The organism is Latilactobacillus curvatus JCM 1096 = DSM 20019, assembly GCF_004101845.1.
Classification (GTDB): Bacteria; Bacillota; Bacilli; order Lactobacillales; family Lactobacillaceae; genus Latilactobacillus; species Latilactobacillus curvatus.
Window position 1 is genome coordinate 324,057 of the sequence record NZ_CP026116.1, and the last position, 20,286, is coordinate 344,342.

At 42.2% G+C, this 20,286-nt stretch carries 20 protein-coding genes and 1 riboswitch; of the genes, 19 read left to right on the plus strand and 1 reads right to left on the minus strand.

Features of this window, described 5'->3' with window-relative positions; all coding sequences use genetic code 11:
* Nucleotides 1-119: 119 nt before the first annotated feature.
* Entirely contained in the window at nucleotides 120-671 is a 552-nt protein-coding gene (gene def, locus LCU_RS01785) for a peptide deformylase (RefSeq protein WP_004270742.1), read from the minus strand.
* A 113-nt stretch (nucleotides 672-784) separates the two neighbouring features.
* Nucleotides 785-950, plus strand: a riboswitch (M-box (ykoK) riboswitch).
* A 224-nt stretch (nucleotides 951-1,174) separates the two neighbouring features.
* On the opposite strand from def, the gene LCU_RS01790 reads away from it, so the two are divergent.
* The 19 genes from LCU_RS01790 (at nucleotide 1,175) to holA (ending at nucleotide 20,243) form a co-directional block, all read left to right on the plus strand.
* On the plus strand, nucleotides 1,175-1,837 hold the full coding sequence (locus tag LCU_RS01790; protein ID WP_056966027.1) for a hypothetical protein: 663 nt from the start codon (nucleotides 1,175-1,177) through the stop codon (nucleotides 1,835-1,837).
* Between the two features lie 308 nt (nucleotides 1,838-2,145).
* Nucleotides 2,146-3,255, plus strand: coding sequence for a pyruvate dehydrogenase (acetyl-transferring) E1 component subunit alpha (pdhA, locus tag LCU_RS01795; protein WP_056966025.1), 1,110 nt, complete (start codon nucleotides 2,146-2,148; stop codon nucleotides 3,253-3,255).
* A gap of 1 nt (nucleotide 3,256) precedes the next feature.
* Complete coding sequence (locus LCU_RS01800) at nucleotides 3,257-4,234, plus strand: alpha-ketoacid dehydrogenase subunit beta (protein ID WP_004270755.1); 978 nt, start codon at nucleotides 3,257-3,259, stop codon at nucleotides 4,232-4,234.
* Between the two features lie 29 nt (nucleotides 4,235-4,263).
* A complete protein-coding gene (locus LCU_RS01805) occupies nucleotides 4,264-5,883 on the plus strand; it encodes a dihydrolipoyllysine-residue acetyltransferase (RefSeq protein WP_056966022.1) in 1,620 nt (539 codons plus the stop codon).
* A 7-nt stretch (nucleotides 5,884-5,890) separates the two neighbouring features.
* Entirely contained in the window at nucleotides 5,891-7,297 is a 1,407-nt protein-coding gene (gene lpdA / locus LCU_RS01810) for a dihydrolipoyl dehydrogenase (protein ID WP_056966019.1), read from the plus strand.
* A gap of 144 nt (nucleotides 7,298-7,441) precedes the next feature.
* Nucleotides 7,442-7,744, plus strand: a complete 303-nt coding sequence (locus tag LCU_RS01815) for a UPF0223 family protein (RefSeq protein WP_235601711.1) — start codon at nucleotides 7,442-7,444, stop codon at nucleotides 7,742-7,744.
* A 17-nt stretch (nucleotides 7,745-7,761) separates the two neighbouring features.
* Nucleotides 7,762-8,553: an inositol monophosphatase family protein gene (locus LCU_RS01820; RefSeq protein ID WP_056966028.1), complete on the plus strand. Its 792-nt coding sequence runs from the start codon at nucleotides 7,762-7,764 to the stop codon at nucleotides 8,551-8,553.
* A 151-nt stretch (nucleotides 8,554-8,704) separates the two neighbouring features.
* Nucleotides 8,705-10,540, plus strand: a complete 1,836-nt coding sequence (typA, locus tag LCU_RS01825; RefSeq protein ID WP_004270745.1) for a translational GTPase TypA — start codon at nucleotides 8,705-8,707, stop codon at nucleotides 10,538-10,540.
* Between the two features lie 109 nt (nucleotides 10,541-10,649).
* Nucleotides 10,650-10,943 (plus strand): DUF1507 family protein, encoded by a 294-nt coding sequence (locus tag LCU_RS01830; RefSeq protein ID WP_004270743.1) that lies wholly within the window; start codon nucleotides 10,650-10,652, stop codon nucleotides 10,941-10,943.
* 8 nt (nucleotides 10,944-10,951) lie between these two features.
* Entirely contained in the window at nucleotides 10,952-12,139 is a 1,188-nt protein-coding gene (locus LCU_RS01835; protein WP_004270744.1) for an FtsW/RodA/SpoVE family cell cycle protein, read from the plus strand.
* A gap of 12 nt (nucleotides 12,140-12,151) precedes the next feature.
* Nucleotides 12,152-13,240 carry a CAP-associated domain-containing protein gene (locus LCU_RS01840; protein ID WP_004270757.1) on the plus strand — a complete coding sequence of 363 codons (1,089 nt, stop codon included), beginning with the start codon at nucleotides 12,152-12,154 and terminating at the stop codon, nucleotides 13,238-13,240.
* Nucleotides 13,241-13,259: 19 nt separating this feature from the next.
* Entirely contained in the window at nucleotides 13,260-13,550 is a 291-nt protein-coding gene (locus LCU_RS01845; RefSeq protein WP_004270748.1) for a YlbG family protein, read from the plus strand.
* 5 nt (nucleotides 13,551-13,555) lie between these two features.
* Complete coding sequence (rsmD, locus tag LCU_RS01850) at nucleotides 13,556-14,110, plus strand: 16S rRNA (guanine(966)-N(2))-methyltransferase RsmD (protein WP_004270750.1); 555 nt, start codon at nucleotides 13,556-13,558, stop codon at nucleotides 14,108-14,110.
* A gap of 11 nt (nucleotides 14,111-14,121) precedes the next feature.
* On the plus strand, nucleotides 14,122-14,616 hold the full coding sequence (coaD, locus tag LCU_RS01855; protein ID WP_004270756.1) for a pantetheine-phosphate adenylyltransferase: 495 nt from the start codon (nucleotides 14,122-14,124) through the stop codon (nucleotides 14,614-14,616).
* A 1-nt stretch (nucleotide 14,617) separates the two neighbouring features.
* Entirely contained in the window at nucleotides 14,618-15,664 is a 1,047-nt protein-coding gene (locus tag LCU_RS01860; protein WP_080563410.1) for a SepM family pheromone-processing serine protease, read from the plus strand.
* 76 nt (nucleotides 15,665-15,740) lie between these two features.
* Nucleotides 15,741-16,412 (plus strand): helix-hairpin-helix domain-containing protein, encoded by a 672-nt coding sequence (locus tag LCU_RS01865; protein ID WP_056966017.1) that lies wholly within the window; start codon nucleotides 15,741-15,743, stop codon nucleotides 16,410-16,412.
* Between the two features lie 58 nt (nucleotides 16,413-16,470).
* Nucleotides 16,471-16,959 (plus strand): ComE operon protein 2, encoded by a 489-nt coding sequence (locus LCU_RS01870; protein WP_111447701.1) that lies wholly within the window; start codon nucleotides 16,471-16,473, stop codon nucleotides 16,957-16,959.
* A gap of 140 nt (nucleotides 16,960-17,099) precedes the next feature.
* Nucleotides 17,100-19,214, plus strand: a complete 2,115-nt coding sequence (locus LCU_RS01875; protein ID WP_235805391.1) for a DNA internalization-related competence protein ComEC/Rec2 — start codon at nucleotides 17,100-17,102, stop codon at nucleotides 19,212-19,214.
* Nucleotides 19,215-20,243, plus strand: a complete 1,029-nt coding sequence (holA, locus tag LCU_RS01880; RefSeq protein ID WP_004270758.1) for a DNA polymerase III subunit delta — start codon at nucleotides 19,215-19,217, stop codon at nucleotides 20,241-20,243. It begins immediately after the preceding gene.
* Nucleotides 20,244-20,286: the final 43 nt, after the last annotated feature.

Here is a 20,286-nt window from a genome sequence, read left to right on the forward strand (position 1 = left end):
TAACGTGCTCTTGGGTGCAACAACTCCCGTTTAATCTAAAATTGGCAGTTATCCCACAATTCGGGATAACTGCCAATTCTGTATTAATGCTCAGTTGCTAAGCACAACCAATCGCACTTCTATTCAATAATAATCATGTCATCTGGTGCTGCGAATGGGTCTTGTTTGTTGATGTGATCGAAGAACAAGATGCCATTTAGATGATCGATTTCGTGTTGGCACACAATAGCTGGGTAGTTTTTTAAGCGAATCTTGTGGCTTTCACCATCTAAATCTTGGTAACGTAGTGTAATACGGTCAGGGCGGGGCACAAAGCCGGGCACTTCGCGGTCAACTGATAAGCAACCTTCACCTTCAGCAAGTGCTGCGTTTTGAACAGAGTGGCTGATAATTTTAGGATTGATAATCACATCTTTGAAGATGGGTTCGTCTGGTCCAGGGACCAAGACAGCAGACATTTGTTTTGAAACATCTACTTGGGGTGCAGCTAAACCGACGCCAGCGCGCAAGTGGTACTTTTCAGCAAGTTCAGGATCTTGGCTATTTTCTAAAAATGCCATCATGTCAGCAGCAAGTTGCCGATCTTCATCTGATAGCGGAAAAGTAACAGGTTCAGCTATCTTTCTAAGTGTTGGGTTACCCTCGCGGATAATATCTTTCATTAATATCACAGTTAAGACCTCCGATTAATTCGTCATTCATTATTCTAGCACAATTCAAGTTAAAACGGAATGAATTGCTTGACCTGCTAAAGTGAAACGGGTAGTATAAGAGTATAGATATATTGCTTTTCCGTTAGGTGAGGCTCCTATATGAACAAACGCTGCTACTCAGAAACATCGAGAGATGCCAATTGAGTCAACTGAAACTGCCAATGAAGGCTTTTTCTAACGTAGCTGAACATGGTTTCTACGTCATATAGTGCTAAAACTGAACGATTGGGAACGCCATGATAAATGGATGACGCTCAATTGTTGTGCGTCTTTTTTTGTCGGATAAAGCGGTATGACTAAATTTAAAGTAGAGAAAGTCTGGTGAGTAAAATGATGAAAACAGCTGAAGGACCTGTAAGTAGTAGCGATGGTGATCATTCGAGGTGGTCTGTCATTTTACTGCCAGCATTAGGCTAGCGGTTTACGACGACTTCCTCAAAAGGGAAGGAGTGTCGAACGCGATGCACAAGAAATTAAAAAAAGACGTTAACATCACTGGCATTACAAGCAGTGGGATGTTAATGCGTTTATTGGCAACTCGGCCAAGTGGCTTAACAACTGTCGAAGCTGCTAAAAGAGAAACAGTATTAGAAAATTCACAAGCACGGGTTAGCGTTATGCGTGATGGCTTTTTACGCTTAATCGGTGCAGATCAAATTGTGCCCGGTGATATTTTGGTATTGGCTGCTAGCGAAAAGACACCCGTTACAATCGCAACAGTTAACAAAGATGTTAACGTTATTGAAGCGGGCGAAGCAGTGACTGAAATGGTGCACGGCGTTGTGCTAGATGCAACGGTTGGTGCTAAAGCACAAACACCTAAAGTTAGAGTGGGAAGCACTTTTATGATGGCGGTAGCTGCATTGGTTTCGTTTTGTGCAGTATTAATGGTTAATCAATTCGCTTTCATGGGCTTGGCAACGTTGGTTGTCGGGGCAATCCTGCTAACAATGATTAAGTTAGTCAACCTTGGTCAAATTAAGGTTGCGATTGATTTAAATGATTTGCGGGTAAGTGAACGGTGCGTGCAAGTCAGTCAACAAATTAAACCAGTAGTCAGAGTGTTTCAAGAGCTCTTAGTGCATGCTGGCAACGCTGAGATACCCCAACCGGTCTTGGCATAGAACTACCCCAACTTAAATTTAACGATGAGTCTGCTACGGCGGACTCTTTTTTTGTGCCTATTATTTGCTATTATATAACAGAAAACGAAATTAAATTATAACAGATATAGAACAGACGTGAAAACTAGCTAACTAGTGATTAGATTCACATATAATAAAAACTAATGAAAGCGTAAACTGACTAATATAGCTTATAAAACGCTTGCATTTAGTGATGTGAAATGCTAAATTAGTCTTGTAAAGATGCTTAAGTAATACAGATATAAGCAGTCATTAAAACAGTTTTTTAAAGAGGAGATATGGATACTATGGTCAATAATAAAGCTGCAGTTAATTTTGAGAAGTTATTGAGCGATGAGAGCCAAGATTTTAAGACCGTTCAAATTTTAGATGAGACTGGCCAGGTTGTTAATCCGGAATTGATGCCGGATCTCAGTGATGACCAATTGGTTGAACTGATGAAACAAATGGTTTGGTCGCGTGTGCTTGATCAACGAGCAACTGCTTTGAACCGTCAAGGCCGGTTAGGATTTTATGCACCAACTGCTGGGCAAGAAGCCAGCCAATTAGCAAGTAACTTTGCGATGACTAAAGACGACTTTTTATTCCCTGGTTACCGGGATGTGCCACAATTAGTGCAACATGGGCTACCTTTATCACAAGCATTCCTATGGTCACGAGGCCATATTGACGGTAACAAGTATCCAGAATCTTTGAAGGCGATGCCACCACAAATCATTATCGGCGCGCAATACATTCAAGCAATGGGTGTTGCGGTTGGGATGAAGAAGCGCCAATCAGAAAATGCTGTTTACGTTTATACCGGTGACGGTGGGACTTCACAGGGGGATTTCTATGAAGGCTTGAACTTTGCGGGTGCTTTTAAAGCACCAGCCATTTTCGTTGTTCAAAATAACGGCTTTGCGATTTCGGTCCCACGTGAAAAACAAACAGCTGCTGTAACGTTGGCTCAAAAAGGGGTCGCAGCTGGGATTTCTGCCATTCAAGTCGATGGGATGGATCCACTAGCAGTTTATGAAGTGATGAAAGAAGCGCGTGAATTTACAACTGCTGGCAACGGACCGGTCTTAATTGAAACATTAACCTATCGTTATGGACCACATACATTATCAGGGGATGATCCGACTCGTTATCGGACCAAAGAAACAGACGATATTTGGTTGAAACGTGATCCACTCGTTAGAATGCGTCGTTTCTTAACTGATAAGGGACTTTGGTCACAAGATCAAGAAGACCAATTGATCGAACAAGTTAAAACAGACATTAAAGCAGCCATCAACGAAGCGGATGCTGCGCCAAAACAAAAAGTCACAGATTTCTTGAATGTTACATTTGAAGACCAACCACAAAACATTAAAGAACAAATCGCAGAGTACAGTGCAAAGGAGTCGAATTAAGATGGCACAAAAAACGATGATTCAAGCAATTACAAATGCGCTGGATTTAGAACTTGCAGATGATAAGAACGTCTTGATTTTCGGGGAAGATGTTGGGAAGAACGGTGGGGTTTTCCGAGCAACTGAAGGGTTGCAAGCTAAACATGGTGAAGACCGCGTTTTTGATACACCGTTAGCTGAATCTGGGATTGGTGGTTTATCAATCGGTTTAGCACTAGAAGGCTTCCGCCCTGTACCTGAAATTCAATTCTTTGGTTTCGTTTTCGAAACAATGGATTCGATTGCTGGCCAGATGTCACGGACACGTTATCGGATGGGTGGCACACGCAACATGCCAATCACGATTCGTGCACCATTTGGTGGTGGCGTGCATACCCCAGAATTACATTCAGATAACTTTGAAGGAATGATCACGCAAATTCCAGGGATTCGCGTGGTTGTGCCAAGTAATCCATATGATGCCAAAGGCTTATTGATTTCTGCGATTCGTTCAAACGATCCTGTTTTGTATCTTGAACACATGAAATTATACCGGTCGTTCCGCGAAGAAGTACCTGATGAATCTTATACAGTGCCGCTTGATAAAGCAGCTGTGGTTACTGAAGGGACAGATGTTTCAATCATCACTTACGGTGCAATGGTGAGAGAAGCGATTAAAGCGGCCGAAAACCTAGCTAAAGAGAATATTAAAGCTGAAGTAATTGATTTACGAACAATTGCACCATTAGATGTTGCAACAATTATCGCCTCTGTCGAAAAAACAGGGCGGGTCGTTATTGTTCAAGAAGCACAAAAACAAGCAGGCGTTGGGGCACAAGTTGCTTCTGAAATTTCAGAACGTGCTGTTCTTTCATTGGAAGCTCCAATTGCACGTGTTTCAGCTCCTGATACGCCATTCCCATTTGGACAAGCTGAAGCAACTTGGTTACCAAATGCAACTGATATTGAAAATAAGGTTAAAGAAGTTATTAACTTTTAGTCGATAACGAAAGAAGGGACGTTAGACGTATGGCATATCAATTTAAATTACCGGATATTGGTGAAGGGATCGCAGAAGGCGAAATTCAAAAATGGGCAGTCGCAGAAGGTGACACGATTCAAGAAGATGATGTCTTACTTGAAGTTCAAAATGATAAATCAGTTGAAGAAATCCCATCACCCGTTAGTGGGAAAGTCGTTAAAATTTTAGTCGGTGAGGGTGAAGTGGCAACAGTTGGCCAAGTACTGGTTGAAATTGACGCACCAGGTGTTGAAGGTAACGATACACCAAGTACGGCAACACCAGCTGCTACACCCGAAGCAGCACCGACTGCAACCGATGCAGGTGGTGTTTACCAATTTAAATTACCAGATATTGGTGAAGGGATTGCCGAAGGTGAAATTCAAAAATGGGCGGTCGCAGAAGGCGATACCATTCAAGAAGATGACACTTTATTAGAAGTTCAAAATGATAAATCAGTTGAAGAAATCCCATCACCTGTTAGTGGGAAAGTCGTTAAAATTTTAGTCGGTGAAGGCGAAGTGGCGACTGTCGGTCAAGTATTGGTCGAAATTGATGCTCCAGGTCACAATTCGGCAACGGCAACATCTGCTGAACAAGCACCAGCTACGGCGTCAGAATCAACACCAGCTAAAACAACGGCGCCAAGCAGTCAAGCAGTAGTTGCGATTAGTGACCAAAATCGGACGATTTTAGCTATGCCATCTGTTCGAAAATTCGCACGTGAAAACGATGTTGATATCAGTCAAGTGCCAGCCACCGGTAAACATGGTCGGATTACTAAAGAAGACGTGCAAATCTTCATGCAAAATGGCGCTGCAACAACGACAGCACCTGCTGTAGAGACAGCAGAACAACCAACGTCGCCAGCAACACCAGCTGCACAACCAGTTGCTGCGACACCATACACCTCTGTTACACCAGAACGGGAAACACGTGAAAAAATGTCACCAACGCGTAAAGCAATTGCTAAAGCAATGGTGACAAGCAAGCATACGGCACCACACGTTACTTTATTCGATGAAGTGGAAGTTTCTAAATTGATGACCCATCGTAAGAAATTCAAGGATGTAGCGGCTAAGAAGGACATTAAGTTAACCTTCTTACCATACATCGTTAAAGCTTTGGTAACGGTCTTACGTGACTTCCCAACTTTGAACGCGTCAATTGATGATGCAACTAACGAAATTGTTTATAAACACTACATTAATGTCGGAATTGCAACGGATACTGATCACGGGCTCTATGTCCCAAATATCAAGGATGCCGACAGCAAGAGTATTTTTGCCATCGCTAAAGAAATTGGCGAAAATACGCAAAAAGCATTGGATAACAAATTGAAACCAGCTGAAATGAGTGGTGGTTCAATGACAATCAGTAATATCGGATCAATTGGTGGCGGTTGGTTTACACCGGTTGTTAACTACCCTGAAGTTGCAATCTTAGGGGTTGGCCGAATTGGGACAGAACCAATCGTCAACGCTGATGGTGAGTTGGCTGTTGGCAAAGTCTTGAAATTATCACTATCATTTGATCATCGTTTAATTGATGGTGGAACTGCGCAACGTGCGATGAACGAATTAAAAGAATTATTAGCTGATCCAGAGCTATTATTGATGGAAGGATGATTTTAAAATGGTTGTAGGTGATTTTGCAATTGAATTAGACACAGTAGTCATCGGTTCAGGTCCTGGGGGCTATGTTGCGGCAATTCGCGCGGCCGAAATGGGTCAAAAAGTAACTGTGATTGAACGTGAAACAATTGGCGGTGTTTGTTTAAACGTCGGCTGTATTCCTTCCAAGGCTTTGATTTCAGCTGGTCATCGACTACAAGAGGCAAAAGATTCATCTGTCTTTGGTGTGACGACTACTGGAGCAACATTGGATTTTGCGAAAACGCAAGACTGGAAACAACATGAGGTTGTTGAAAAACTAACTGGTGGCATTTCAATGTTGTTCAAAAAACACAAGATTGATGTGTTAGACGGTTCAGCCTTTTTAGTGGACGAACATAGCTTACGCGTGATTAAAGAAGAGAGTGCACAAACGTACAGTTTTAAAAATTTAATCATTGCTACTGGTAGTCGTCCAATTGAAATTAAAGGCTTCAAATTTAATAAACGGGTTATTGATTCAACTGGTGGTTTAAGCTTAACGGAAGTACCAAAAGAATTAGTGGTCATTGGTGGTGGCTATATCGGCTCTGAATTAGCAGGGGCCTATGCCAACTTAGGTGCACATGTGACGATTCTCGAAGGGACAGACTCGATTTTACCTAACTTCGAAAAAGATATGGTGCAATTGGTGACAAAGAACTTCAAAGCTAAAGGGGTCGATGTGATTACTGGCGCAATGGCAAAAGAAGCTGTTGAAACTGATCAAAATGTGACGGTTAAATATGAAGTCGGCGGCAAAGAAGAACAACTTGTTGCCGATTACGTGATGGTGACTGTTGGTCGGCGGCCAAATACCGACGAAATGGGACTCGAACAAGCCGGTATTAAGATGGCTGATCGTGGTTTGATTGAAGTTGATCAACAAGGCCAAACTAACGTTAAGGGCATCTATGCGATTGGCGATATCGTTGCTGGAGCAGCTTTGGCGCATAAAGCAAGTTATGAAGCTAAAGTGGCTGCAGAAGCCATTGCCGGTAAGAAATTAACGGTTGATTACCACGCAATGCCAGCTGTTTGTTATACAGATCCTGAGTTGGCAACGACCGGTTTAACGGTTGCAGAAGCCAAGGTAAAAGGAATGAACGCTAAAGGATTTAAGTTCCCATTTGCAGCTAATGGCCGTGCTTTATCATTAGCAGATACAGAAGGTTTCGTGCGGTTAGTGACGAATACGGATGATAACACAGTTCTGGGCGCTCAAGTTGCTGGCGTTGGCGCGAGTGATTTAATTTCTGAATTGACGTTAGCCCTTGAATCAGGCATGAATGCAGAAGACCTTGCTCTAACCATTCATCCACATCCAACGTTAAGTGAAGCGATTATGGATGATGCCGAATTAGCATTAGGATTGCCAATTCATATTTAATAAATAGTTTAGAATGACGACGCACCAGTTGAGTGCGTCGTTTTTTGATTCCGCTATTTCTAAAAGGATTCGACAGCTTCTAAAAAAGTGCGTTATAATATGAGAGATTAATGGCATCAGTTGAATTGAAACTGGCGCAAATTTATGCAAATTTTAGGAGCCTTTATGCAAACGAACTATAGTTATCCTTTAGAACCAGACTGGACGCCAGCTGAAGTTGTCCAAGTCATGAAATTATATAATCTTGTTGAACAAGCTTATGAATTTGGTGCGAAAGTTGCGGATTTACAAGCTGCTTATCGTGACTTCAAAGTGGTTGTTCAAAGTAAGATGCAAGAAAAAAAAATTGATAAGGCCTTTTCAGAAGCGTCAGGCTATTCAATATATCGGTGTATGCAGGCTGCAAAGAGGAGTAGTCGAACCCAAATCAAAATGACGCTTAATTAGTGAAAGTGGATGAAAAAATGGAACAAGAAGCATTGTATCGGTTAAGTCGTTCGCTGCAAAAGTGGATCCTTGAAGCAGCTGCCTATACCCGCACACAAATTAAACAACCATTAACGGTTAGTACTAAGTCTGGGCCTAATGATTTAGTGACTAATGTCGATTGTGCTAATCAAGCTTTCTTAGCTGAAAAGATTAAGACGGCTTATCCGAACGCGCAATTAGTGGGGGAAGAAGGTGCCGGTGAGGTGCCTGATGATTGGCAACAGGGACTAACTTTTTTTATTGATCCCATTGATGGCACGATGAATTTCGTGAAGCAACGGGCAAATTTCGCCATTATGATCGGCGTTTATGAAGACGGTCAGCCGCTATTCGGGATTATTTATGATGTGATGGCCGATCAATTGTTCTGGGGCGGTCCACAGTTGGGAATATTCGAAAACGAAGCTGCCCTCAAAAATGCTGTCGACGAGCCGTTGCAAGAAGGGTTAATCTGTGTCAATACACGGATGCTGGTCACCAATGAAGCACACTTGCAAGAGGTGTTGTATCAATGTTCGGGTGTGCGGATTTACGGTAGCGCCGGTATCACTTTCGCCCATTTGTTGAAGGGGCAAGTGCAAGCTTACATCTCCAAATTAGCGCCATGGGACATTGCTGCAGGTCGGGTTTTAGCTGAGACGTTAGGTTTTCAAGTTTTACAATTTGATGGTCAACCAATTTCCATGATGCGAAAAGAAGGGATGATTATCGCGCCAAAGCAAGCAACACAAGAAATTGTCACGATTATGAATGGTTCAAATGATTAAAGATAATTAAATTTTCATGAAAAAAACTTGCGTATTTTCAAAAAAACGCTAATATATGAAGCACAGCCCATTTTTTTATGGTAAAATAATAGCTTGTATACATGAGACAAACAACACTAGTCAAGTCACTAGCGAGAGGAAGCTGAAACACTTGAAAAAAAGAGAAGACATTCGCAATATCGCAATTATCGCCCACGTTGACCACGGTAAAACAACTTTAGTTAACGAAATGTTAAAACAATCAGATACATTGGATGGTCACGCAGAAATTTCTGACCGTGCAATGGATACAAATGATATCGAAAAAGAACGTGGGATCACAATTCTTTCAAAGAATACTGCTGTTAAATATAACGGCAAACAAATCAACATCTTAGATACACCAGGACATGCCGATTTCGGTGGTGAAGTGGAACGGATCATGAAGATGGTTGATGGTGTGTTATTAGTCGTTGATGCTTTTGAAGGCACAATGCCACAAACACGTTTTGTTTTGAAGAAGGCTTTAGATCAACATTTAACACCAATCGTTGTGATTAACAAAATTGACCGCCCAGGCGCTCGTCCTGAAGAAGTCGTTGATGAAGTGCTTGAATTATTCATCGAACTTGGTGCTGATGAAGATCAACTTGAATTCCCAGTTGTGTACGCAAGTGCCATCAACGGGACATCAAGTCTTGAATCAGATTTAGATACACAAGCCCATACAATGAACCCTATCTTTGACACAATCTTAGATACAATCCCAGCACCAGTTGATAATAGTGACGAACCACTTCAATTCCAAGTGGCAATGTTAGATTATAACGACTATGTTGGCCGTATTGGGATTGGCCGCGTTTCTCGTGGGACAATCAAGATCGGTGATCAAGTTTCTGTTCTTAAACTTGACGGTTCTGCTAAGAACTTCCGCGTAACTAAGATTTTTGGTTTCATCGGTTTAGACCGTGTTGAAATCCAAGAAGCCAAAGCGGGCGATTTAATCGCTGTTTCTGGGATGGAAGATATCTATGTTGGGGAAACTGTTACACCAGTTGACCATCAAGAGGCTTTACCAATCTTACGGATTGATGAACCAACCTTACAAATGACATTTGCTGCTAATGATTCACCATTTGTTGGCCGTGAAGGTGATTTCGTTACTGGTCGTAAGATCGAAGAACGTTTACGTCACCAATTACACACTGACGTTTCACTTCGTGTTGAAGATACCGACAAAGCCGGCGCTTGGATTGTTTCAGGTCGTGGGGAATTGCATCTTTCAATCTTAGTTGAAGAAATGCGTCGTGAAGGTTTCGAATTACAATTGTCACGTCCAGAAGTTATCTATCGCGATATTGATGGCGTTACATGCGAACCTTTCGAAATGGTTCAAATCGACACACCTGACCAATATACAGGCTCAGTAATCGACTCAATGGCCCAACGTAAGGGTGAAATGCAAAACATGGAAAGTGATGCTAATAACCAAACACGGATGACTTTCTTAGCACCTTCACGTGGTTTAATCGGTTATTCAACAGAATTCTTAACGATGACTGGTGGATACGGAATTATGAACCATACCTTCGAAAAATACATGCCAGTGATTAAGAACTGGGAACCAGGCCGTCGTAACGGTGCATTAGTTTCAATCAATGCGGGTTCATCAACAACTTATAGTTTACAATCAGTTGAAGATCGTGGCCAATTATTCATCGGCGCTGGCGTTGATGTTTATGAAGGCATGATTGTTGGTCAAAACAGCCGTGATACAGATATCGCCGTAAACGTTACTAAGGGTAAAAACTTAACGAATACACGTGCTTCTGGTAAAGATCACTCAGCTGCCATCAAGACACCTAAAGAAATGTCACTTGAAGAATCAATTGAATTCTTAAACGATGACGAATACTGTGAAGTAACACCTACTTCTGTTCGTTTACGTAAGAAGATTCTTGACACAAGTATGCGTCAAAAAGCTGATAAGAAACGTAAAAAAGGTTAATCATTAAAAACCATTAGAGGTAGCCGCTTGGCTACCTTTTTTTGTGCATAAATATGGTATAATAACGAACAGAGTATGCTTTTTAATAACGAATAGGTAGGCGTAAATTATGATTGAACAAAAAACAACAGCTTATCTCACTTTAGAAGCGGATGCGCTACGCATTGAGCAACTATTGCGTGCTCAAATTGATGCGCTTTGTATGAGTCAATGTCCAATTATTGAAGAGGTAATTGATACCCAATTATTTGGTTTCTCGCGCGAGGTTGATTTTGCAAAACGGATGCAACTTATTAGTGCGCCACAGGGTGCAACTTTGATGCGTGAGTTAGAAGAACGGGTCAATCAAATTGGCATGCAAGTTGGGCAAGGACAGGCTGAATACGAACGAAATAGAAATTAGGTGTAACTGTGTGGAAAAAGTTTCAAAAAAGTAAAATTCAGTATTTAGACTATTGGTTATTGCTACCATATGTTATCTTATGTGCATTTGGTGCTTTAATGGTCTATTCGGCGAGTTCGGATTTAATGTCAATTCGCGGAATGAAACCAGATGCGTATTTTACCAAGCAATTAGTGTTTATCGCATTAGGCTTTATCTTGATGATGATCACATATTTTCTTAAGTTATCCGTTTTAAAAAATCGCACTTTTCTAAAAGCAATGACGATTGTGGTTTTCTTGGCGCTCATTTATTTATTGCTGTTAAGTCGTTTCAGACCAAGCGCAGCGATTAATGGGGCTACCGCGTGGATTCAATTGGGACCACTGACCATTCAACCGTCAGAATTTGCGAAGTTATTGATTGTTATTTACCTTGCTAATATGCTCTCGCGTAAGGAAAATGAACTGGCCGACGGATTTGTTGATAATTTAAAATTATTCTTTAGTCCGGTTGTATTAGTCGCTGGAATCATCCTACTGGTGTTTATTCAACCTGATTTAGGGGGCGCTAGTATCTTGGCTGCTGTGATGGTAGTCATGTTTTTTGGCACCGGTATGTCATATTGGTATGGTTTTTCGCTGATTACAGCGGTCACAACAACGGTTATGATTTTATTTAGTATTTTACGGCACTTTAACTTTTCAACGAACGTTAATTCTTATAAGTTCAACCGGATTTTATCGTTTTTACATCCATTTGAATTGGAAAATATGGGTGGGAGTCAGTTAGTGAATTCCTACTATGCGATTAATAATGGTGGTTGGTTTGGCTTGGGGCTTGGCAATAGTATCCAAAAGCGCGGTTACTTACCAGAACCGTATACCGATTTTATTTTATCGATTACCACTGAAGAATTAGGTGTGATTGGGACCCTCGTGATTATCGCGTTACTATTTGCGCTACTAGCACGGATTTTTTACCTAGGGATTCATGCGACTAAGATGTATCACACTTTATTATGTTACGGAATTGGCACTATCATTTTCGTGCAAACCCTATTCAATGTTGGTGGGTTGCTAGGAATCTTACCGATTACTGGGGTGACGTTACCGTTCATCAGTTATGGGGGATCAAGTATGATGGTTCTAGCGATTGCACTGGGAATCGTGTTGAACATCAGCGCACAAGAGAAAAAAGCTGCGGCAGCGAATTAGTGAGGTGAAAGCATGATAAAAGGGGCACGCCGATTAATCGTTGCATTGATTGTCTGGTTGGTCATCCTTTATGGTTGGCCGATTATCCAAACACCAGCGGTTAATCAGCCTAAGGTTGCACAAGCCCCGTCGACTGAACGGTCAATAAAACAAACGCCACTGACGAAAACACAAGGGCCGGCGAAACTGATTAATCAACCAGCTGAACAATTAATTGCAACCTATGGGCAACCGGTCGAGCAACAGCTGACTGATGAAAATCAACGACGGTGGTTATTTCACTTAGATAGCCGACAGTATGTCGAAGCGCTGATTGATAACCAATCCAATCAAACACAACAAATCATGGTTGTTGGTGCGGACAACGATGTGGCGCCGTTTCATTTTTTTCAAAAGCGGGCTACATTAACTAAGAAGACGGCGTTACCAACTTCGCTCTTAGTGACGTTACACGAGCAACAATTTAAGTTGCGGTTAACGCCGGAGCAACACCAACAAACGCCGTTAGTGATGTTTAAAAACCAGACGTTTGCAACTTTAGTGATGCAGCAAGAACGATTGACAGCTGTGATGTATTTAAATGCGAACCGACTGCTACAAACTGATTTATATCGAGTTGTTTCAAAAACACCAGTCCCAGTGGATGAGCTAGCAAAGTCGCAACAACCGCAAACAGATAGTCAACGACAACTCGCTTTGGTGCAAACGTTGCAGACATTACGCCAAAATAATGACCAACCTGCGCTCACGATAAATCAACTACCATTGCAAAATACACAGAATTTGGTGAGTGAATTAACAAGTACACCAACGCAGTGGTTGACTAAAAAGGGACTGCAAAAGCTGCACCAAGTGCGCAAACAAGCGACACAAGAGACGGACGCCTTTTTAACAGCAACCGACTTTAAACAGGCTCCGTTAAGAGCAGCGGGTTTTCCGCAGCGCGAGCAACTTTTTTATTGGCCACAAGGGCTCAATTCCCAAGGGCTGGTGCTTGCGCAACAACAGAATCTAGCGTTGCAACTTACGATTAATAATCCAAGCTATCAGCACTTAACGCTTCTGTGTACCGATGAACAAACAATGATGATTTTTGACTAAATGTAAAAGGACTGATTAAATGACATTGGAAATCACACAACGCCAAGGAATTGTCGTCTGGCTCTATTCATTACGACAAGTAAAGCAATTACGCCGTTACGGACTTGTGTATTACACCTCGAAGCGAATGAAATATGTTTATCTATACGTAGATATGGCAGATGCCGAAACTGTTATGCAACGGTTAAAAAAATTACACTACGTCAAACGAGTGACCCCTTCTGAAAGACCAGCTATTGATATGGATTTCAGTAATCGAGTAGGACGCTCAGATCAAGAAATTGCCGATGCGGCAGAATTAGAGGAGTAATAGAGATGCGGATTATTGCAGGAGAATTTGGGGGTCGCAAGTTAAAAGCTGTCCCTGGGATGAAAACACGGCCAACAACGGACAAGGTTAAAGAAGCAATGTTTAGTATGTTGGGGCAATTTTTTGACGGTGGGCAGGCGCTTGATTTATATGCCGGTAGCGGTGGTCTCGCAATTGAAGCCGTTTCACGCGGTATGGATCATGCTTATTTAGTTGATCGCCAATATGCAGCGATTCAAACGATTGAAGAAAACGTTGCGGTTACTAAAATGCCAGAATGCTTTACAATCTGGAAGATGCCAGCTGAAAAAGCGTTGGTGAAACTAGCGGATGCTGGTGTTCAATTCGATTTAATTTTATTAGATCCACCCTACAAGGAACAACAGATGTTGCTTCAGTTACAACAATTCGTCGAAATGGGGTTATTAGCACCAGACGCGACGATTCTTTGCGAAACCGATACGACGGTTGATTATCCAACTGACATTCCGCATTACATACTGAAACGGCAACAGAATTATGGGATTACAGAAGTAGCAATCTTTAAATTTATTGGTTAGGAGGCAGCTATATGCCGAAAATTGCATTATTTCCGGGAAGTTTTGACCCGTTTACAAATGGGCATCTCGATACTGTTGAACGGGCAAGTCACTTGTTTGACCAAGTGATTATCGCGGTAATGACTAACGCTGCTAAACAACCGTTATTTGACGCAACTACTAAGGTTGAACTGATTGAAGCGGCGACGCAACACTTGGATAACGTTAAGGTAATCGCACAATCGAAGACGTTGACGGCAACCTTTGCTAAAGAAGTCGGTGCGCGATATTTGATTCGTGGTATTCGGAATGCCAATGATTTTGAGCATGAACGTGATATTGCGGCGTTGAATCAGACACAAGATGCTGATTTAGAAACGGTGTTATTATTAGCAAAGCAAGAATTTGCTTTTATTTCATCAAGTATGGTGAAGGAAATTGCAACGTTTGGTGGGCAGGTTGAACAATTGGTGCCGCCGGTTGTCGCGTCTGCGCTTGCACAAAAATTAGGACCTGAAAGTGATTAATATGAATAAGAATAAACGTCTATTGAAGCATCTCCTATGGATTGTTGGCTTGATCGTCGTGTTTGCTTTTTGCTTTATCCCAACGCATTATTACGTCGAAGGGGTCGGTTCGGCCGAAAATACCAACCAGTTTGTTAAAGTTAACGGTCAACGAGATCAACATAAGGGCCACTTTATGTTAACAACCGTCGGGATTCAAGGACCAGTGACGGGGTTACAGCTATTACTGTCTAAAACACAACCTTTTACGGAGATTATTAGTCGTGATGAACTAATGGGTGACGATGATACTGAAGCGTATGATCAGATTCAAAAATACTACATGGAAAGCTCGATTAATTTTGCGATTGAGGCGGCTTATCAAAAGGCACATCAGGAATACCACACTCAATATCTGGGTGTCTATGTGATGTCAATTTTAGATAATTCAGCTTTTAAAAAAGATCTGGCTATTGGTGACACAATTACGGCAATTGATCAGCATCAATTTAAGAGTGCAAATAAGTTCGTCAAGTATGTTCAAGGGCTTAAAGTGAATCAAAAAGTCACGATTAGCTATGAACATAATGGCCAGCGTAAGACTGCGACCCGTAAATTGATTAAATTACCTAAATCGCGCTACGCTGGTTTGGGAATTACGCTGACAGATCACTCAAAAATTGTGACAAAAGTGCCGGTTAAGATTGATGCGGGTGAAATTGGTGGTCCTTCTGCTGGCTTGATGTTTACGTTACAGATTTATAACCAATTAACGAAACAAAACTTAACGGGTGGTCGCAAGATTTCTGGAACGGGGACAATGGATCCTGATGGGACAGTGGGACCAATCGGCGGAATTGATAAGAAGGTACTGATTGCGAGTCAAGAAGGCGCCAAAGTCTTTTTTGCACCTGATGATCCCGTGACAAAAGCCATACTAAAGGTAGAACCCCATTATCAAAATAATTATGCGATTGCCAAAGCAGCCGCTAAAAAAATTGGTACTAAGATGAAAATCGTTCCTGTCAAAAACTTGGACGACGCATTGGATTATTTAGCCAAACATTAAAAAATTTGTCGGTTCGAAAGAATCGGCAAATTTTTTTTGCGTTTTGGGGTAATTAGGAATAAGGAGGTGGCGAAAAATGTGGCGCGACTATTGGCAACGGTATCGTCGATTCTGGTGGGTACCTTGTTTGGTGATAATTTTACTTGGTGGTGGTGTGTTTTGGCAGCATAGTCGGCAACAACGTTTTCTATCAACCAATCAACAATTGATGGCGCAATCAACTAAGCGAAAAGTGAAGGCAAAACCCGTCAAACAGAAGAAAAGCGTCTCAAAAGGTGGGTTTGTCGATATCAAAGGCGCTGTGGCACATCCAGGGATTTATCCGATTTGTGTTGCAAAGACGCGTTTATTTGAGGTGCTGAAACAAGCGGGGGATGTGACCGAAGCAGCGGATACGAGTCAGTTGAACTTAGCGCAAACATTGAGTGACCAACTTATTATCTATGTGCCAACTAAGGGAGAAGCGGTGCAAGCCGAAGAATTAGTGAAAGCGGCAGACGAGCCACAGGCTGCGACTGACAATCAAGCGGGAGCCGGTCCGATATCAACTGATGCTAAAATCAACCTAAACCAAGCGGATGCGACACAATTGCAAACGCTAAATGGCATCGGTCCTAAAAAAGCTGAACAAATAATTGCATATCGGGATGAGCAAGGGCAGTTTAAACAAATCGAAGATCTTCAAAAAGTTGGGGGAATTGGGCCGAAAACGTTTGAACAATTACGGCCACAAATTTGTGTTAATTAGTTTGTGAATGGTATTTTTTTGCTATACTAAAACTATTAACTTTAAAGGGGGAATTCGTGTGTCAGAAAAGAGAATGCCGTGGAATCAATATTTTATGCTTCAATCGGTCTTGTTGTCGATGCGTAGCACCTGTCCAAGATTGTTTGTGGGTGCGTTGGTGGTTCGTAATCGGCGAATTATTGCGGGAGGCTACAACGGTTCGGTGGCACATGAAAGTCACTGTATCGATGTTGGCTGTTTATTACGGGACGGGCATTGTTTACGAACAATTCATGCCGAGATGAACGCCTTGACTCAATGCGCTAAGTTTGGTGTGCAGACGGAAGGGGCCGAAATTTATGTCACACATTTTCCATGTCTTCAGTGTACTAAATTAATTATTCAAGCTGGGATCAGTAAAATCCATTATCAAAAGGATTATCATAACGACGAATATGCGTATGAATTGATTGAAAAATCTAGTATTGAATTGGACCAAGTCGATTTAACGGCGAATGACGCCAACACCCTCGTTAACTTTTTGGAGAATGAACAAACTGCTGAGTGATTAAGAATAACTGGGTTTATCCAGTTATTTGTTTAGCAAGTTTAAATGCGTTATTACTAGGACAAGCACCACTTTTTTTTAGCTGTCTTTTGATAGTGTGTCTACTGCGACTGTGGTGCTTACGCCAACCAGCTGTGTTAATGGTCAGTGGACTGGTACTGTGTTTAGGCGGTTGCCATTTTTGGCTGGCACGGCGCACCTACGAACAGCCGGTTAGACCAAATAATCAAGTATATAAGATTCAACCCGATACGATCAAAGTGGCTGGCGATCAGATTCAATTAATGGCGCAGGGGCAGAATGATGACCAACGTGTTGTTTGCTACTATCGCTGCCAGAGTTCAGCGGAAAAACGCCGTTGGCAAACGACGAATCAGCCGTTATTATTAGCGGGTGATATTGAATTAGAGCGTATCCAAGGTGCTACTAACCGGAATGAGTTCGACTATGCGCGCTTTATGGGGCAGCAAAAGCATTGTTTTTATCAAGCAAATATAATTGACGGAACGGTCTTTAGACGCATTCCACCACAAGGTTGGCTAGATTGGTTCCACCAACGGCGCCAACAGGGGCTGATTTATCTCCGACAATTGCCACCAGCGTTGAGTTTTCATGCAGAGGCGTTGTTATGTGGTGTTCGAGAGTCAGATGGCCTGGCCTACCAGAATGTGTTAGGTCAATTGGGGATTATTCATTTATTGAGTTTATCCGGATTGCATGTATTCTACTTTGTGACAATCATTCGTCGATTGGCAACGCTGTGTCGAGTCCCGCGTGAATGGGTGAATGTTAGCTTGTTTTGTTTGCTACCCCTTTATGCGTTGTTTGTGGGGGGAGGCACGAGTATTACACGCGCTATCGGGCTGATCTTACTACGATTAATCTGCGAAGTAAGTCATTTTCAGCAATCGCGTTTAGATAGTTGGAGTTGGGTATTGCTGGTCAATCTTTTATGGCAGCCGTATTTATTAATCAGTATGGGGGGATTGCTGAGCTATCTGATGGCTTTTGGATTGATTTATCAGCGGCGCCATGGTACTTTTACAACGGCATTTTGGCTAGGCTTGTTAAGTTTACCGGTGTGCTTGCGGTTTAATTATCGTTGGCATATCTTGACGATTTTGATTAATGGGATTGTCGCGCCGATTTTCTTACCAGTCATGTTGGGTTTGATTATGGTAGCGATTTGCTTATGGCCTGTTAGTCATATGATAGTTTGGTTAGAAGAAGGCCTGCTAACGACGCTGTATAAAGGATTAGCTTGGATTGCAACGTTCCCATATGCGACAATTACTTTCGGTAAAATCCAGCTAATACCACTCTTTTTAATTGTGATAGGCACACTATGGTTGATGGCAAGTACTGGTCGGCGAGCAAAGTGGGGCTGGGGGGCTGTTATCAGCCTGTATGTCATTAGTTTTATTGGTATCCACTTTAATCCGGTTGGCCGCGTGATTATGTTTGATATCGGGCAAGGCGATAGCCTGTTGATTCAACAACCCTTCAATCGACATAACCTGTTAATTGACACCGGCGGCCGACTAGCTTTACCGCAAGAAAAGTGGCAACGGCGGCAAATTGTGAGTCGGGCGGAAAAAGTAACAGTTAATTACCTCTACAGCTGTGGCATTGATCATTTAGAGGCAATCGCATTATCGCATCAGGATGCTGATCATATAGGGGACTTAAATGAAATTATGCAACATATCCGAGTTAAACGGTTGATTTGTGCTGCGGGCTTACCGCAAAACCGGCAGTTTCAACGGCAAGTGCGGCCGCATCTTACAAAAGTTGCAATTGAGCCTTATTTGGCGGACCAACATTTTATGATTGGTCACCAACAAATCAATGTGTTAGCGCCAGTGGTGGCCGGACCAGGCGGGAATGCTGACTCACTCGTTTTGCAAACGCAAATTGGTGGTGCGAGTTGGTTATTTACTGGTGATTTAGAAAAAGCGGGTGAAGTGGCAATCGTTGATCGCTACCCACAATTACGCGTTGATTACCTAAAGGTGGGTCACCATGGCAGTCAAACGGCGAGTGATCCCCAGTCAATTGCGACGTGGCAGGTAAAAGGGGCGTTGATTTCTGCGGGACGCCATAATCGTTATGGTCATCCACATGCCGCAACGTTGCAGACTTTAAAACGTGCGAACGTCCCATTTTGGAATACGGCTGACTGTGGGATGCTGGAATGGCGCTATGGTTTTGGCCAAGTGCCAATGATTAAAACAACACTAAAGGATTGTGACTAAATGAAGACAGAACAACTAAAAACAGCACTGAATCGAGGAACGTTTGCACCGGTGTATCTCGTATTAGGACAAGAGTCAGCGCTGATTGAAGAGGTTAGAGCGTTATTTAAAGCAACGCTTTCGACAGAAGAAATGACGATGAACTTTGCGAGTTATGATCTCGCCCAGACGGAGGTGGCGCGGGCATTAGAAGATGCGGAATCGGCCCCCTTTTTCGGTGAGCGACGAATTGTTTTTATGCAGAATCCATTCTTCTTAACAGGTGAAAAAGTTAAAACTAAACTTGATCATGATTTAAAAGGATTCCAAGCTTATTTAGAACAGCCACAACCGACAACGGCACTCGTTATCTTCGCGCCATACGCGAAGTTGGATGAACGCAAGAAGATTGTTAAACAACTGAAGAAGATGGCAACTGTCATTGACGTTCAAAAGATTAATGAGCGCCAGGTCCAGCAGTTAGTGACAGCGCAACTGCAAAGTGAACAAGTCACGATTGAACCAGCGGCAATGACGTTATTGTTAAGCAAGACTAATGGTGATTACAGTCAGATTATGGCTGAATTACCCAAATTACTGCTTTACGCGCAACAAAGCCGGGTGATTACTGAAACGGCCGTTAGTGCATTAGTGGCAAGTAGTATTGAAGATAATGTTTTTGAATTGGTGCCGTTAGTTTTACAAAAAAAGGTCGGTCCGGTTTTAGAGATGTATCACGATTTATTGCTACAAAAAGAAGAACCGCTGAAAATTAACGCCATCTTGTTGGGCCAATTTCGCTTGTTACTCCAAGTGAAAATTCTTTTTGAAAAAGGGTATAGCCAAGGTAATTTGGCGAGCGTCTTAAAAATTCACCCATACCGCATCAAATTAGCATTGCAACAAATTCGGCACTTTTCTAAGGCGACGCTTGCCCAAGCCTATCTAGGTTTAGAGGGCATTGAAGAAAAAATAAAGACTGGGCAAGGTGAAGCAACCTTATTGTTTGAACTGTTTATGTTACAATTTGCGACAGATGATGTTGCTTAAAGCAAAAAAAGCCCCCACAAACCAAATGGTTGTGGGGGCTTTT